The 13,625-nt window shown below is 66.6% G+C and carries 16 protein-coding genes; 12 read left to right on the forward strand and 4 right to left on the reverse strand.

Going from position 1 to position 13,625, the window contains the following annotated elements; all coding sequences use genetic code 11:
- Positions 1-166: 166 nt before the first annotated feature.
- The 8 genes from jaqu_RS15480 (at position 167) to jaqu_RS15515 (ending at position 6,678) form a co-directional block, all read left to right on the forward strand.
- On the forward strand, positions 167-1,246 hold the full coding sequence (locus jaqu_RS15480; RefSeq protein WP_043919911.1) for an ABC transporter permease: 1,080 nt from the start codon (positions 167-169) through the stop codon (positions 1,244-1,246).
- The gene (locus jaqu_RS15485; RefSeq protein ID WP_043919912.1) at positions 1,243-1,590 is read left to right on the forward strand and encodes a hypothetical protein; all 348 of its coding nucleotides are present in this window, start codon (positions 1,243-1,245) and stop codon (positions 1,588-1,590) included. The genes jaqu_RS15480 and jaqu_RS15485 overlap by 4 nt, the downstream gene beginning before the upstream one ends.
- Complete coding sequence (locus tag jaqu_RS15490) at positions 1,587-1,883, forward strand: hypothetical protein (RefSeq protein WP_043919913.1); 297 nt, start codon at positions 1,587-1,589, stop codon at positions 1,881-1,883. The genes jaqu_RS15485 and jaqu_RS15490 overlap by 4 nt, the downstream gene beginning before the upstream one ends.
- 84 nt (positions 1,884-1,967) lie before the next feature.
- Positions 1,968-2,894 (forward strand): ABC transporter permease, encoded by a 927-nt coding sequence (locus jaqu_RS15495; RefSeq protein WP_043919914.1) that lies wholly within the window; start codon positions 1,968-1,970, stop codon positions 2,892-2,894.
- A 57-nt stretch (positions 2,895-2,951) separates the two neighbouring features.
- Positions 2,952-4,034 (forward strand): BMP family ABC transporter substrate-binding protein, encoded by a 1,083-nt coding sequence (locus jaqu_RS15500; RefSeq protein ID WP_043919915.1) that lies wholly within the window; start codon positions 2,952-2,954, stop codon positions 4,032-4,034.
- Positions 4,035-4,277: 243 nt separating this feature from the next.
- Entirely contained in the window at positions 4,278-4,715 is a 438-nt protein-coding gene (locus jaqu_RS15505; protein ID WP_043919916.1) for an ATP-dependent zinc protease family protein, read from the forward strand.
- Between the two features lie 14 nt (positions 4,716-4,729).
- Entirely contained in the window at positions 4,730-5,635 is a 906-nt protein-coding gene (gene rimK / locus jaqu_RS15510) for a 30S ribosomal protein S6--L-glutamate ligase (protein ID WP_043919917.1), read from the forward strand.
- A complete protein-coding gene (locus jaqu_RS15515) occupies positions 5,635-6,678 on the forward strand; it encodes a succinylglutamate desuccinylase/aspartoacylase family protein (RefSeq protein ID WP_043919918.1) in 1,044 nt (347 codons plus the stop codon). The genes rimK and jaqu_RS15515 overlap by 1 nt, the downstream gene beginning before the upstream one ends.
- 198 nt (positions 6,679-6,876) lie before the next feature.
- On the opposite strand, the gene jaqu_RS15520 is transcribed toward jaqu_RS15515, so the two are convergent.
- Positions 6,877-8,454 carry a DUF5928 domain-containing protein gene (locus tag jaqu_RS15520; RefSeq protein ID WP_043919919.1) on the reverse strand — a complete coding sequence of 526 codons (1,578 nt, stop codon included), beginning with the start codon at positions 8,452-8,454 and terminating at the stop codon, positions 6,877-6,879.
- A gap of 112 nt (positions 8,455-8,566) precedes the next feature.
- Here jaqu_RS15520 and jaqu_RS15525 point away from each other — a divergent pair, with 112 nt between their 5' ends.
- Positions 8,567-9,385 (forward strand): sulfotransferase family protein, encoded by an 819-nt coding sequence (locus jaqu_RS15525; RefSeq protein ID WP_043919920.1) that lies wholly within the window; start codon positions 8,567-8,569, stop codon positions 9,383-9,385.
- Between the two features lie 111 nt (positions 9,386-9,496).
- Entirely contained in the window at positions 9,497-9,970 is a 474-nt protein-coding gene (locus jaqu_RS15530) for a hypothetical protein (protein ID WP_043919921.1), read from the forward strand.
- On the opposite strand, the gene jaqu_RS22155 is transcribed toward jaqu_RS15530, so the two are convergent.
- The gene (locus jaqu_RS22155; protein ID WP_052501009.1) at positions 9,963-10,760 is read right to left on the reverse strand and encodes a DUF4166 domain-containing protein; all 798 of its coding nucleotides are present in this window, start codon (positions 10,758-10,760) and stop codon (positions 9,963-9,965) included. The two genes, jaqu_RS15530 and jaqu_RS22155, sit on opposite strands and share 8 nt — an antisense overlap.
- A 167-nt stretch (positions 10,761-10,927) precedes the next feature.
- Between jaqu_RS22155 and jaqu_RS22160 the strand changes: the two genes are divergently transcribed.
- The gene (locus jaqu_RS22160) at positions 10,928-11,146 is read left to right on the forward strand and encodes a hypothetical protein (RefSeq protein ID WP_212668550.1); all 219 of its coding nucleotides are present in this window, start codon (positions 10,928-10,930) and stop codon (positions 11,144-11,146) included.
- A 322-nt stretch (positions 11,147-11,468) separates the two neighbouring features.
- Here the strand turns inward: jaqu_RS22160 and jaqu_RS15540 are convergent, their stop codons facing one another.
- Positions 11,469-12,449 carry a 2-hydroxyacid dehydrogenase gene (locus tag jaqu_RS15540; protein WP_043919922.1) on the reverse strand — a complete coding sequence of 327 codons (981 nt, stop codon included), beginning with the start codon at positions 12,447-12,449 and terminating at the stop codon, positions 11,469-11,471.
- A gap of 103 nt (positions 12,450-12,552) precedes the next feature.
- Here jaqu_RS15540 and jaqu_RS15545 point away from each other — a divergent pair, with 103 nt between their 5' ends.
- Entirely contained in the window at positions 12,553-13,044 is a 492-nt protein-coding gene (locus tag jaqu_RS15545; RefSeq protein WP_043919923.1) for an SH3 domain-containing protein, read from the forward strand.
- A 120-nt stretch (positions 13,045-13,164) separates the two neighbouring features.
- Here the strand turns inward: jaqu_RS15545 and soxR are convergent, their stop codons facing one another.
- Entirely contained in the window at positions 13,165-13,608 is a 444-nt protein-coding gene (soxR, locus tag jaqu_RS15550; RefSeq protein WP_084629967.1) for a redox-sensitive transcriptional activator SoxR, read from the reverse strand.
- Between the last annotated feature and the right edge of the window lie 17 nt (positions 13,609-13,625).

A 13,625-nucleotide genomic window follows, 5' to 3' on the forward strand; every position in this document is an offset into this window, starting at 1 on the left:
GGGATCGAGCCCCGTCCGATCCGGGCCTCCGGCGGGGATATTTGAGAAGCAGAGAAGATCCGGAGAGCCATCTTCGGAAGACTTGCCCAGACCGGTCCCCACTCCCGGACATCGGACGGCGGGGGTCCGGGGGGCGTCCCCCGGCCGGGCGGACGGAGGCGCGCGCGTGATCCGGCTGGAGAGGCGGGCCGCGCCGTCGCGCGGATGGTCGGCGGCGGCGCCGGTCGTCGCTGTGATCCTAACGCTGATCGCGGGCGGGTTGATGTTCGCGGCCCTAGGCACCGATCCCGTCGCGGCCTTGCGGGCGATCTTCTGGGATCCGGTCTTCGGAGAGTTCGCCTGGTATTTCCGAGGCCAGCTTTTGGTGAAGGCGGCGCCGCTGGTCCTGATCGCGACCGGGCTGGCGCTGGGGTTCCGGGCCGGGGTCTGGAACATCGGCGCGGAGGGGCAATACATCGTCGGCGCGCTGGCGGGCGCAGCGGCGGGATTGGCCTTCTACTCGGCGGAGACGCGGCTGATCTTCCCCTTCATGGTGCTCTGCGGCCTGCTGGGCGGGCTGGCCTGGGCGATGATCCCGGCGCTGCTGCGTGTCCGATTCGGGGCGAACGAGATCCTGACCTCTCTGATGCTGGTCTACGTGGCCGAGAACCTGTTGGCCTCGGCCGCCGTCGGATGGCTGCGCAATCCCGACGCGGTGGGCTTTCCCGGCTCGCGCAACCTGAGCCGGTGGGAGGCGAGCGCAAATCCCGAACTCATCGCCGGGACCGGTGCCCACTGGGGCGTTCTGACCGCGATCCTGATCGTCGTCGCCGCCCATGTGATTCTGACGCGGCATCTGGCCGGCTTCCAGATCGAGGTTTCGGGACAGGCCCCGCGTGCCGCTCGGTTCGCGGGCGTGGTGCCGGGGCGCATGGTGCTGATGTGCTTCGGCATCGCGGGCGCGCTGGCTGGCATGGCGGGACTGTTCGAGGTGACGGGACCGGCGGGACAGATCAGCATCGACTTCGCGTCGGGCTACGGATTCACGGCGATCATCGTCGCGTTCCTCGGGCGGTTGCAGCCCCTGGGCATTCTGGTGGCGGGGCTGCTAATGGCGCTGACCTATGTGGGCGGGGACAATGCGGCCTCGAATCTCGGCCTGCCGGTCGCGGCGATCAGCGCGTTCCAGGGGATGCTCCTGTTCTTCCTGCTGGCGGTCGACGTTCTGGCGAACTTCCGGGTGCGGGTGGGGAGGGTGGCCGCATGAAGGGCTTTCTCATCTCCACCCCGCGGGAGCGGTTGATCGCGGTGGCGTTGGCGGTCGCGGGCTATGTCTGGGCCGCGTTCTGTTTCGACGCGCTGGGCGGGCTGGAGGGGTATGGCGGGGTCGACCTGTTTCTGGTGTTCGCGCCCGGGCTGGCCATGAGCCTCAAGCCCGTCCGCCCGCTGGTGAACGGCACCTTCGCGCGGGGCAGCCGGTGGGACGTCGCCCGATTCTGGGCGGGCTGGACGTTGTTCGGGCATTTCGCCGCGATGATCTGGGCCGTCCTCGACGACTGGGTCCTGGCCGGGCTTCCACCCCTCCTCTGGTCCGGCGCGGAGGGTGCATGAGCAGCGGACCCGACATAGGACGCGATCTGGTCTTCACCCTGAAGCTGATCGCGGTCGCGCTGACGACGGCGATGTCGATGGTCGGGTGCATCGTGGTTTCGTTGGCGATGCGGGGGCCGGAAGTGGGAATTGGCGTCGCCTTTGTCGGCATCCTGACACTGGCGGCGCTTGGCGGGCTGAGACTGTGGCGGGGGCGCTGGCCTCTGCCGGGGCTGGCCATCTGGCTGATCGCGGCGGTGGCGGCGGGCGGCTTGATCTGCACGATGCTGATCGGGGGGGCGAGCTTTGCCTGAGGAACCTCGGTACCAGCCGCGTGGCGGAAGACCGTCCCGACAGAATCGGGTGCACCTTCCAGTCGCGATCCGGAGGGCTTTGCCATGATCGGCTCCATCGATCCGGCATTGCTGATCGCGTCGCTGATGGTCGCCTCCACCCCGATCCTACTGGCCGCGCTGGGCGAGTTGGTGGTGGAGAAGGCCGGCGTCCTGAATCTGGGCGTCGAGGGGATGATGATCGGGGGCGCCGTCGTCGGCTTCATCGCCGCGGCCACCAGCGGATCGGTCTGGTTGGGTTTTCTGGCCGCCATCCTGGGCGGCGCGGGGCTGGCGCTGATCTTCGGGGTGCTGACGCAGGTCTTCCTGTCGAACCAGGTCGCGACGGGTCTGGCGCTGACGTTGTTCGGGCTGGGGCTGGCCAGCCTGCTGGGCCAGTCCTGGGTCGGCATCAAGGGGCCGGGCGTGGACCGGCTGGACGTCCCGATCCTGTCGGACCTGCCCGGGGTGGGGGTTGCTCTGTTCCGCCACGATCCGATCGTCTACCTGTCGCTGGCGCTGGTCGTGGGGGTCTGGCTGTTCCTCAACCGCTCCCGCGCCGGGCTGGTCCTGCGCGCCGTGGGTGAGAGCGCCGAGGCCGCCCACGCGCTGGGCTATCCGGTGCGCGCGGTGCGGCTGGCGGCCATCGCCTTCGGGGGCGCCTGCGCCGGGCTGGGCGGCGCCTATCTGAGCCTCGTGCGAGTGCCGCAATGGACCGACGGGCTGACGGCCGGGGCGGGCTGGATCGCGCTGGCCATCGTGGTCTTCGCCTCGTGGCGGCCGGAACGCGCGCTGGTCGGTGCCTATCTCTTCGGCGGGATCAGCGTGCTGCAGCTCAACTTGCAGGCGGCGGGCGCGGATATTCCCGTCGAGCTGCTGAGCGCATCGCCCTACCTTGTCACCATCCTCGTGCTGGTGCTCATATCGCGGCGCCGCGAGAGGGGGGGCGACGCGCCCGCCGATCTCGCCAAGCCGTTCCATGCCTCCGCGTGACTGTCCGCGGGACCGGGGGCCAATCGACCCGATAACGGGGAAACTGGGGAGAGATACATGAAACTGAAGGCACTTCTGGCCGCCACGCTGCTGGCGGCCGCGCCGGCGCTGGCGCAGGACGATCCGGTGAAGGTCGGCTTCGTCTATGTCGGGCCGATCGGCGACGGCGGCTGGACCTATCAGCACGACCAGGGCCGTCTGGCCGTCGAGGAGCATTTCGGCGACGCCGTCGAGACCGTCTACCAGGAGAGCGTGCCCGAAGGCGCCGATGCCGAGCGGGTCATCACCCAGATGGCGCTGCAGGGGGCGGACATCATCTTCACCACCTCATTCGGCTACATGGACGCGACCAATGCCGTCGCCGCCCAGTTCCCGGATGTGAAGTTCGAGCACGCCACCGGCTACAAGCGCGAGCATCCGAACGTCTCGACCTATGACGCGCGCTTCTACGAGGGCCGCGCCGTGATCGGGACCATCGCGGGCCACCTGACCGAGACGGACCAGATCGGCTACATCGCGTCCTTCCCGATCCCCGAGGTGATCCAGGGCATCAACAGCTCGTTCCTGCACGCGCAGAAGGTGAATCCGGATGTCGAGATGAACGTGGTCTGGGTCTACACCTGGTTCGACCCCGCCAAGGAGGCCGATGCCGCGAAGGCTCTGATCGACCAGGGCGTCGACGTGATCCTGCAGCACACCGACTCGACCGCGCCCCAGGCCGCAGCCGCCGAGGCGAACGAGAACGGGGGCCGCGTCTTCACCTTCGGGCAGGCCAGCGACATGGCCGAGTTCAAGCCGACCCCGCGCGTCGCCTCGATCATCGACGAATGGTCGCCCTACTACATCGAGCGGGTGCAGGCGGTGATCGACGGCACATGGGAGCAGGCGGCCCATTGGGGCGGGATGCCCGAGGGCGAGGTCGTGATCGGCGAGATCACCGATGCCGTGCCCGCCGAGGTCAAGGCCGAGGCCGAGGCGATGATCGAAGCCATCACCGCGGGCGAGTACCACCCGTTCACCGGCCCCATCGACAAGGCCGACGGTTCGGTCTGGCTGGAGGACGGCGAAGTCGCCGATGACGGCGCGCTGGCCTCGATGGATTTCTACGTCGAGGGCATCGACGCCGAGATCCCGAACTGAGCGTCGCCTCGCGCGAGAGCTACGCCCGGTCGGAGACGGCCGGGTGTTTTTCGTCAGCGGTGTGTTCTTGTCGGATGCCATCCGACGAATTCGGGGCTCGTTGCGAGCGGCAGCAGGGGGGAGCCGGAGCCGGCCGTGGACGTTTCAGACAAACCCCTGCTTCTACATCCAAGGCTCGACATTTGGCTTCTCTCCCGACCGATGCCATAACATCCTGAGCCAAGAAAACTGGAGACGACTTTGATGCTCGTTGTCGGCTGGCAGGAGCGGGTCGATCTCCCGCTTCTCGGGCTTACGAATCTGAAGGCGAAGATCGACACGGGTGCGCGCACATCCGCCCTGCACGCCACCGACATTGTGGCATTCGAACGTGATGGAAGTCGATGGGTTCACTTCCATACGCGCTTCGACGACGACGCCCGTGACACGGATGTCGAATGCCCCATTCATGATCAACGCGAGATCACGAATACAAGCGGGGTTCCAGAAAGACGATATGTGATCCGAACAAAGTTTCGGATTTCCAATCGGCTCTGGAGAATCGACTTATCTCTGACCGAAAGGACCGAGATGAAGTTTCGGATGATCATCGGCCGAACGGCTCTCCGTGGTCATTCGATTCTCGTAGATCCTGGCAAACGCAACCTGACAACACTCGCACCTGCAAAACCCAACCATTAAAGAGAGAGTTTCACATGAAGATCGCGATGCTGGCCCGTAACGCGGAGCTCTACTCACATAAGCGCCTCAAGGAAGCCGCCGAAGAGCGCGGCCACGAACTCGACATCATCAACACGCTGCGCTGCTACATGAACATCGCCTCGCGTAGGCCTGAGATCTATTACAACGGCGAGAAGCTTCCGAAATACGATGCCGTGATCCCCCGGATCGGCGCGTCTGTCACTTTCTACGGGATGGCAGTGCTGCGTCAATTCGAGATGCAAGGTGTCTATCCGCTGAACGAGTCTGTCGCGATTGGCCGGTCGCGGGACAAGCTGCGCTCGATGCAGCTTCTGGCGCGCGATGGGGTCGGTCTGCCAGTGACGACCTTCGCCCACGACCCGAAGCAGACAGAGGAAGTTCTGGAGGTTGCTGGCGAGGCACCGCTTGTAATCAAGCTCCTCGAAGGGACGCAGGGCCTCGGAGTCGTTCTCGCCGATACGAACCGTTCGGCGAAATCCGTCGTCGAGGCTTTCCGAGCATCCGGGACAAACATCCTGATCCAAGAATTCATCAAAGAGGCGGGCGGCACGGACATTCGAGCCATCGTGATCGGCGGGAAAGTGATTGCCGCCATGAAGCGTACGGGAGCTGAAGGCGAATTCCGCTCGAACCTCCACCGGGGAGGTTCAGCCCAGTTGGTCAAGCTCACGCCCGAGGAGCGGTCCACAGCCGTAAGGGCAGCCAAGGCCATGGGGCTGAATGCCTGCGGTGTCGATATGCTGCGGGCCAATCACGGAGCCGTCGTGATGGAGGTCAATTCCTCTCCGGGACTAGAAGGCGTCGAAAAGGCGACCGGGCTCGATGTTGCAGGAAAAATGATCGAGTTTCTCGAGAAAAATGCCAAGCCTGGCAAGACAGGGACCAAGGGCAAAGGCTGATGCGGAAACGCCCCGGCTTCGAGATCGGCGGAGAAGAAGTCTTGCCGGGACAGCGCCGAACGATCGACCTTCCCGTGAGTTCGTTGTCTGACCACACGCCGGTCAACATGTCGGCCCATATTGTCCACGGCAAGGGTGATGGCCCTGTTCTCTTCGTCAGCGCCGGAGTGCATGGCGACGAGGTGATCGGGATCGAAATCGTGCGCCGTCTCTTGAAGTCTCCGGCCTTGCGAGGCCTGAGAGGTACGTTGATTGTCGTTCCTATCGTGAATTCCTTCGGGTTTATAAATCGCTCCAGGTATCTGCCGGATCGACGTGACCTGAACCGATCCTTCCCTGGAAACGAAGGCGGATCGCTTGCAGCGAGACTCGCCCATCTTTTCCTAAATGAAATCGTGTCCCGCTCGGACATCGGAGTCGACCTGCATTCAGCGGCGATCCATAGGATCAATTACCCTCAGGTTCGCGTCTCTCCAGATGACTCGCCGGCACGAGCGCTCGCGGAAGAATTTGGCGCGCCGATCATCATGGAGTCTCCGATCAGGCAGGGCTCATTGCGACGCTCGGCGAAGGACATGGGAAAGACGGTTTTGCTCTTCGAGGCGGGTGAAGGCCTGCGATTCGATGAGGTGTCCGTGCGCTCAGGTCAGGTCGGAATCCTGAGGGTCATGAAATCATTGCAGATGATATCGGGTCGGGGCGTCGCCGCCGCCAAAGCTCCACCGCAGATTTGTTCTTCGAGCAAATGGTTGCGCGCACCGATGGGAGGTCTCTTTCGAAGCCTGAAGGCTGACGGAGACGCGGTGCGCAGAAAAGACGTCTTAGGTGTGGTGTCTGATCCGTTTGGAGAAGACGAAACGGACGTGGTGGCACCATTTGACGGCATTATCGTAGGTCGAGCCGTGCTGCCGGTCGTCAACGAAGGCGATGCCGTGTTCCACCTGGCGCGCGTGCAGTCTGTAGAGAAGGCCGAAGATGCAATGGATGATCATTCGAGCCAGCTCTCGGATGATCCAATGTTCGACGAGGACGAGATCATCTGACACTCATCACGACGATGGCTCGCGAATTGACCCGCAATCCCCTTTTGGAGATGGCGGTCGCATAATCCTCGGCTGCCGTTGATTTTTCTTTAGCATTCGGGAGACCAGGGCTCAAACCGAGCACGCAAGCCCCCCCTTCGTGCCATGCTCCCCTTCTCCAGCCACTCCCCACCGGCAGGAAAGCGGAGGGGCACGGCGTCAATCGTCGAACAGGTGCGGCGTGCGGGCGATGAGGGCGGCCGTCTCCTCGTCGCAGGTGAAGACGCGGGTGAGCGTGGCGACGAGGGTCGCTTCGTCCATGCCCTCGTCGATGCGGTAGAGATGTTCGAGGTCGATGGCCCGGATCTGTTCGAACTCGGCGACCACGTCCTGCGTCAGCGTGGGCAGAATCTGCCGGATGGTCGAATCGGGCGTGCTGTCACCGATCAGGCCGATCCGTTCGGCGTGGCCGCGCAGATAGGCGTCGTCGGTGTCGCATTCGACCAGCAGGACGCGGGTCAGCGACCGGTCGGCGGCGAAATCGGCCACGAGATCGTGGCGCGCCGGATCGAGGCAGATCACCAGCCGGTCGGCCTCGAACCGGTTGTAGAGCATCCGCAGGACCGCGCGCCGGTGGCGGTGACGCTTTGCCAGCGTCCGGTCGATGCCACCCAGATCGGGCAGCGCCGTCTCCTCCTCGTCGAAAAGGTACTCGACGACCGGGATCGACAGCGCCTCGCGCGCGGTGGCCGCCAGACGCTTGGCGACGTGCCACTTCTTGCAGACGATCACGATCAGCTCGCGCTCGCGGCCCAGGCTGCTTTCGCGCTCCCAGAACCGCTGGGCGAAGCGGCGGCCCACGCGGCCGCGCTGGGTGAGGAACTCGAACAGGCGGCGCCCGTCGCCCGCGATGGGAAAATCCGTCCGGTCCGAGGACCAGAGCGCGCCGAGCCGTTCGAGCAGACCATGCGCCTCGGGCGAGATTTTGCGGGCGAAGAGGTAGTCCTGCGCCAGAAGCAGGTCGTGATGATCGTCGTGGAAGGTCGCCGGCATCCCGTAATCCGTGAACATCAGGAAGGTCAGCGTCCGACTCTCGATCTCGGCTCGGGGCACGAGGTGGCGCACGAGGGTCTGGAAGAAGGTCTCGTCCGGGATCCAGGTGGTGCGGAAGAAGCGCACGACGTCGCGGCGCCGGTCGATGAAGGCCAGAACCTTCTCGACGGTCGGGCGGCGCAGGCACCACCACTGGCTGCCGATCATCACCTCGATGTCGGGAGGGATGGACCGCGACAGGCCCAGGCGGCGCTGCATCTCGAGCAGGGCATAGAAGGTGCGCTTGTGCCGCCGCTCGTTGACGAGGTGGCGGTAGATCAGCCGTTCTTCCTTCATGCCGGTCTTGATCCAGTCGCTGTCGAAGAAATCGACGCTCTCGATGTAGTCGACGTCGCGGGAATCCAGCATCGCATGGGCGTGGCGCGCCGACTTGATCGCCCGGCAATCGCCCGAGATCATGTAGAAATGGCTGGCCCGCGGGAATGCATCGACGGCCTTGCGCAACGTGTTCAGCGTGGCCTCGACGAGGCTCCATTCGCCCCAGCCGCATTTCACGCGTGGCTTGGTGACGACGATGTTTGGCTCGCCGGCGATCCCGCGCTCGATGGCGGCGAATTGCGATGCGGGCGCGCGTCCGTCGAAATGGATCGCCACGTAGTCGCCCGCGGCCGACAGCTCGCGCGCCTGGGCGACGACGACGTCGGGATCCTTGTGGCAGAGCAGGATGAAGGCGATGCGGGCCATGGGCGTCCGAGGTTCGTTTCCCGACAGGAGACTGTCTTAGCTTCCGTGTGCCGTTGAAGGAACCGCCCCGAGGCGCTTAAGTGCGTGTCGGGTACAAGAGGGTTCGGTCCAGATGGGTTTTCCCGGCACGTGGATGACGGAAAGCGAAAGCGTGGTCTACCGCGTGGTGCCGAAATGCGCCTGCTCGTCCATCGGGCAGATCATGTATTATTCGGATCACGGCCGGTTCTTCGACGGCGACATCCACGACGCGACCGAGGGCCTGCACAAATGGGCGCAGGACCACAGTCAGCCCGTCATCACCGAGAACGTGCAGTCCCACCGCTCCTATGCGTTCACCTGCGTGCGCAACCCCTATACCCGGATCCTGTCGTCCTTCTTCGACAAGATCGCGGGCATTCAGCGTAATGGGCGGCGGTATCGGGGCAACCTGGTGCCCATGCTGGCGCAGAAATACGGGATCGACGTCGGTAGCCCCGAAAACGGGTTCGAATTCGACCAGATCGCCAGCTTCCGCCGATTCCTGCTGTTCGCGCGCGATACGATCCGGTTTCGCAAGCCGATGGATCCCGACATCCACTGGTCGGCCGTGTCGGGCCATGTGGCGACCTTCGTGGCCAATGGCGGGCGCTACGACCGGGTGATCTTTACCGAGGCGTTCAACGACGGGATGCAGGCGGTCCTGGACGCGATCGAGACGCCGGTTCCGGTCGATCTGGCGCAGGTGCCGCGTTTCAACGAATCCGAAGGGCACGGTCCCAAGCGGCTGCACCCGGTCGAGGACTATTTCGACGATCTGTCGATGCACCTCGTCTGGGAAATCTATCACCGCGACTTCCAGCTCTTCCGCTACGATTTCGAGCACCCCGGCAACAAGCTGCCGCTGGGCGAAGTCGATCTGGACGAATTGCACGCCGTTCTGGGAGAGTGATCCGGCGGACGGCCTGACGGCCGGATCCCCGCGGTCCGGGGGCTCTGCCCCCGATGCGCGCCTGCGGCGCGCCCCCCGGAGTAGTTGGACCGAGACAAAGGAGGGGAACGGGTGCAGCGGATCGCCTTGGCATCGAGCCTCGTCGTTGTGGGCATCTCCGGCACGGCCTTGGCGGATGGGCTGTTGCAGACCTGCGAGAACGTTCCGTTCGATCAGGCGAACTGCGTGCGTGCGCTGGCCTGCCTTGGGACCGAAGGGGTTCATTTCGACGGCATGGCGCGAGGCTGGGATGCCGGGACGCTGAGCGGAGAATTGTCGGATGGGGCGGCCTGCGTGGGACGATGGTCGTCGGACGGCCCGCTGGGGACCGGGATCGCCGATCTGGTCTGCGACGACGGGACCGAAGCCGATATCGTCTACTACACCCAGGACAACGTGACCGGCACGGTGATCGGGCGCGGGATGGACAACCGCGGGCGCGCGATCCGGGCGTGGTCCGGCCTGAACGTGCTGGAGTTCCTGACGCCGGACGGACAGTTGGGCGCCGAATTGCCCTGTGGGGACGCGCCGGTGCCGATCAGCTAGGCGGCGGCCCGGGCGCCGTCGTGTCGTCTGCGGGCGTCAGCCAACCGCGATAGTGCACCAGCAGCCCGGCGAGGGGCGCCGAGAGGCGGACGTCGAATTCGACCCGTGCGTCGCGGGCGAATTCCCGCGTCTCCGACCGGGGCAGCAGCGCGCGCGGGATCGGGATCCCCAGTGCCCAGCCACGGCGGACAGGATAGTGCAGGCCTTCGTCATCGGCGGTCAGGTCCAGCTCGAAGGTCAGGAGGCCGAAGCGTTCCGTCATCCGGTCGCCGCGCGGGCGCAGGTGGCTGCGGAAGCTGTCGCGGCCGAAGGTCCGGATCCAGGTCTCACTTTCGCCGTGGCTTTCCATTTCGACTTCGACGGGCACGTCCGGGGCCGCGCGCGGAAAGCGGAAGACGGCGCAGACGAGGCGCGACAGGACGGAGCCGCCCCGCTCTATCCGGGCGCGGCCCTGCCAGCGGCGCACATGCAGCACGTCGTGGAGCGCGCGGACCTCCGGCGGCAATGTCGCGAAGGCCGGGCCGAGGGTGCGGGCGAAGAGCGGGGGCGCCTGTCGCTCGGACCGGCCGAAGCTGACGGCAAGCGGGGCGGCCGCCTCGCGGACCTCGTCCAGCGTGAAGGCGCCCAGGGCCGGGCGTAGGCCCGGAGAGACGGTGCCGCGGGCGAGGCGCGCGATCAGGATGCGGGCGGGCAGGGCCGGGATGTGCGGGCCGTCGCCACCCTCGGCGATCAGGGTCCAGCACCGATCCAGCGCAACGCCGTCCCGCCAGCCCAGGACGCGCACCACCATGCCGCCCCGGTCGGAGCCGAAGCGTTCTAGCCGGTCGGCGGGACGGCAAAGCCGTAGTGTCGCTGCGCAGCGTGATGCGGTCGAGACGCGACCAGCCGGACCGCGTCGTCCAGCGGCCCCCGCGCCAGAGCCGAAGGGGGCGGCCCGCCTGGGCCAGAATGGCGTGCATGACCGACAGACCCCTCGGGGCACGATTACCGGGCAGGATCGCCGCCTCGACCAATTCGACGCGGTCGAGCCCCTCGACAAGCGCATCCGCCGCCACCGAAGACAGCGCGGGCACCGAGGAGACGCCCGACAGGACCGGGATGCTTGCCGCTTTCGCCCGGTCATCGAGATCGGCGATCGCCGCGGTGAAGGCCGCGTCGTCGGACAGGTCGAGATAGGGCACTCCCGCCGCGATCGCCGCGAGGGCGAGGCGTAGGACTGGAACGGTCCGGCGGCGTCGACCACCGCGTCGAACCCGGCGAGGCGGGCGGCGAGGTCTGGTGCATCCCGGTCGAGGGCAAGCGCCGCGCCTCTATGCGCCGCGACCACGAGGTCGAGGGCGGCCCGGGTGCGTCCGGCGACCGTCACGCGATGTCCGTCCGACAGAAGACCTGCGGCCAGGCGAGATCCGAAGACCCCCGCGCCGCCCAGGATTAGCACCCGCAGCGACCGGGACCGCGCCTTGGCGGTCGGGTCGGGTGACGCCGCGCCATCGGCCATTCAGAGCATCGCCGGCACGACCTGATCCGGCGGGCGGTGGCCGTCGGCAAAGGTTTGCATGTTGACGATGACCCGTTCGCCCATCTCGTGCCGCGCCTCGCGGGTGGCCGAAGCGATATGCGGCGTCAGTACCACGTTCGGCAGCGCGCGCAGGCGGGGGTTCACGCCGCGCCCGCGCTCGTAGACGTCGAGACCCGCGCCGGCCAGGTCTCCGCCGCGCAGCATCCGGGTCAGGGCGTTCTCGTCGATGACCTCGCCGCGGGACGTGTTCACGATCACGGCCGTGGGCTTCATCAATCGCAAGCGGCGCGCGTTCATCAGGTGGAACGTGGCGGGCGTGTGCGGGCAATTGACCGAAAGCACGTCGGACTGGGCGACCATCCGGTCCAGGCTCTCGAGATAGGTCGCGCCAAGCGGGTCCTCGATGCCGGAATGAAGACGGCGGCGGTTGTGGTACGAGACTTCCATCCCGAATGCCGAGGCGCGCCGCGCGACGGCCTGGCCGATGCGGCCCATGCCCAGGATACCCAGCTTGCGCCCCCGCAGGCGGCCGCCCAGCATCGCCTCGGGCGCCCATCCCTCCCAGTCGCCCTGCTGCATCTTGGCCATGCCCTCGGGCATCCGGCGGATGACGGCGAGGATCAGCGCCATGGTCATGTCGGCCGTATCCTCGGTCTGCACGCCTGGGGTGTTCGAGACCAGCACGCCGCGCTGCCGGGCGGTGGCCACGTCGATGTGATCCACGCCCGCGCCGTAATTCGCCACCAGCCGCAGCCGGTCGGAGGCCGCCAGCATGGGCGCGTCGACCGGATCGGACAGCGTCGGCACCAGCACGTCGGCATCGCGAAGCCGGGCCAGCACCTCGTCGCGGGTGAAAGCGTCGCCCTCGGGGCGGGTGACGGCGAACAGCTCGTCCATGCGCGCCTCGATGGCGGGCGGCAGGCGTCGCGTGACGACAACACTCAGCGGCGCTTTCGCCATGGCGGGTCCCCTCCCCTTTTGCGCGGGCGCTCCGATCATGGCATCCTCGCGCTGCAAGGCAAAGGGGCGCAAGACCCCGCCAGGACATTGACGGGCAGTCAGTATGAAAACGGTTCTCTTCGCGGCGCTTGCCGCACTTCTCCCCTTGTCGGCGCTGGCCGACGCTCAGAGGGGGTCTGTCACCAACCTTCCGATCCCGCGCTACGTGTCGATGAAGGCGTCCGAGGGCTATGCGCGGCGCGGCCCGTCCAGCACCCATCGGATCGACTGGGTCTTCGTGCGGCGCCACATGCCACTGCGCGTGGTGGACGAGTACGGGCACTGGCGCCGGGTCCAGGATCGCGAGGGCGCGGGGGGCTGGATGCATTACTCGCTGCTGTCGGGGAACCGGACCGTCATCATCGAGCCCGAAGAGCTGCATCTGAGGCGGCGGCCCGCGCCGGACGCGCCGGTCTCGGCCCGGCTGGCCAAGGGCGTGGTGGCATGGCTGGGCGAATGCCGCGACGGATGGTGCGCCGTCGAGGTGGAGGATGCCGAAGGCTGGGCCCAGCAGGCGATGCTGTGGGGCGTCAGCCCCGGAGAGACGCGGGAATAGATCGGGACATCCAAGTGAGCGCATCGCAGGGGCGAAACTGTCTCGCGCGATGCGTCAACCTGCGCGTTCGTCGGTCTGCGGTCCCCGAGGCGGCAGCCTGGGCGAGTGGGCCAGCGGGCCTCATCCGCGCTCGACCAGGCGTGCGCCCGGGCCCTCTGCGGCCTTCTGGTCGTCCGGGTTATAGAGCGGGCAGGTCTTCATCGACAGGCAGCCGCATCCGATGCACCCCGTCAGGCGGTCGCGGAGTCGGGTGAGTTCCTCGATCCGTTGCGTCAGGTCGTCGTGCAGATCCTCGGCGATCCTCTCCCAATCGGAAGGCGTGGGCGGACGACCCCCGGGAATGCCGGCCAGTGCCGCGCGGATGCGGCGCAGGGGCAGGCCCAGCCTCTGGGCGACGCGGATGAAGGACAGGCGCCGCAACTCGGCCCGGGGAAAGCGGCGGCGGCCCCCGCCGTCTCGGGGTGGAGAGATCAGGCCCTCGCCTTCGTAGAAGCGGATCTGGCTGATGCTGAGACCGGTCCGGTCGGCGACCTGGCCGATAGACAGTTCGCGGGGAAGACGCATGACGAGACTCCTCTTGA

It is taken from the genome of Jannaschia aquimarina (assembly GCF_000877395.1).
Lineage (GTDB): Bacteria > Pseudomonadota > Alphaproteobacteria > Rhodobacterales > Rhodobacteraceae > Jannaschia > Jannaschia aquimarina.

What these genes read in the sequence shown, in the direction of transcription:
- jaqu_RS15500 (WP_043919915.1), top strand. Translation starts at nt 2,952, where the DNA reads ATGAAACTGAAGGCACTTCTGGCCGCCACGCTGCTGGCGGCCGCGCCG.
- jaqu_RS22160 (WP_212668550.1), top strand. Translation starts at nt 10,928, where the DNA reads ATGACCGACAGACCCCTCGGGGCACGATTACCGGGCAGGATCGCCGCC.
- jaqu_RS15540 (WP_043919922.1), bottom strand. Translation starts at nt 12,449, where the DNA reads ATGGCGAAAGCGCCGCTGAGTGTTGTCGTCACGCGACGCCTGCCGCCC.
- jaqu_RS15520 (WP_043919919.1), bottom strand. Translation starts at nt 8,454, where the DNA reads ATGGCCCGCATCGCCTTCATCCTGCTCTGCCACAAGGATCCCGACGTC.
- jaqu_RS15545 (WP_043919923.1), top strand. Translation starts at nt 12,553, where the DNA reads ATGAAAACGGTTCTCTTCGCGGCGCTTGCCGCACTTCTCCCCTTGTCG.
- jaqu_RS15490 (WP_043919913.1), top strand. Translation starts at nt 1,587, where the DNA reads ATGAGCAGCGGACCCGACATAGGACGCGATCTGGTCTTCACCCTGAAG.
- jaqu_RS15515 (WP_043919918.1), top strand. Translation starts at nt 5,635, where the DNA reads ATGCGGAAACGCCCCGGCTTCGAGATCGGCGGAGAAGAAGTCTTGCCG.
- jaqu_RS15495 (WP_043919914.1), top strand. Translation starts at nt 1,968, where the DNA reads ATGATCGGCTCCATCGATCCGGCATTGCTGATCGCGTCGCTGATGGTC.
- soxR (WP_084629967.1), bottom strand. Translation starts at nt 13,608, where the DNA reads ATGCGTCTTCCCCGCGAACTGTCTATCGGCCAGGTCGCCGACCGGACC.
- rimK (WP_043919917.1), top strand. Translation starts at nt 4,730, where the DNA reads ATGAAGATCGCGATGCTGGCCCGTAACGCGGAGCTCTACTCACATAAG.
- jaqu_RS15505 (WP_043919916.1), top strand. Translation starts at nt 4,278, where the DNA reads ATGCTCGTTGTCGGCTGGCAGGAGCGGGTCGATCTCCCGCTTCTCGGG.
- jaqu_RS15485 (WP_043919912.1), top strand. Translation starts at nt 1,243, where the DNA reads ATGAAGGGCTTTCTCATCTCCACCCCGCGGGAGCGGTTGATCGCGGTG.
- jaqu_RS15525 (WP_043919920.1), top strand. Translation starts at nt 8,567, where the DNA reads ATGGGTTTTCCCGGCACGTGGATGACGGAAAGCGAAAGCGTGGTCTAC.
- jaqu_RS22155 (WP_052501009.1), bottom strand. Translation starts at nt 10,760, where the DNA reads ATGGTGGTGCGCGTCCTGGGCTGGCGGGACGGCGTTGCGCTGGATCGG.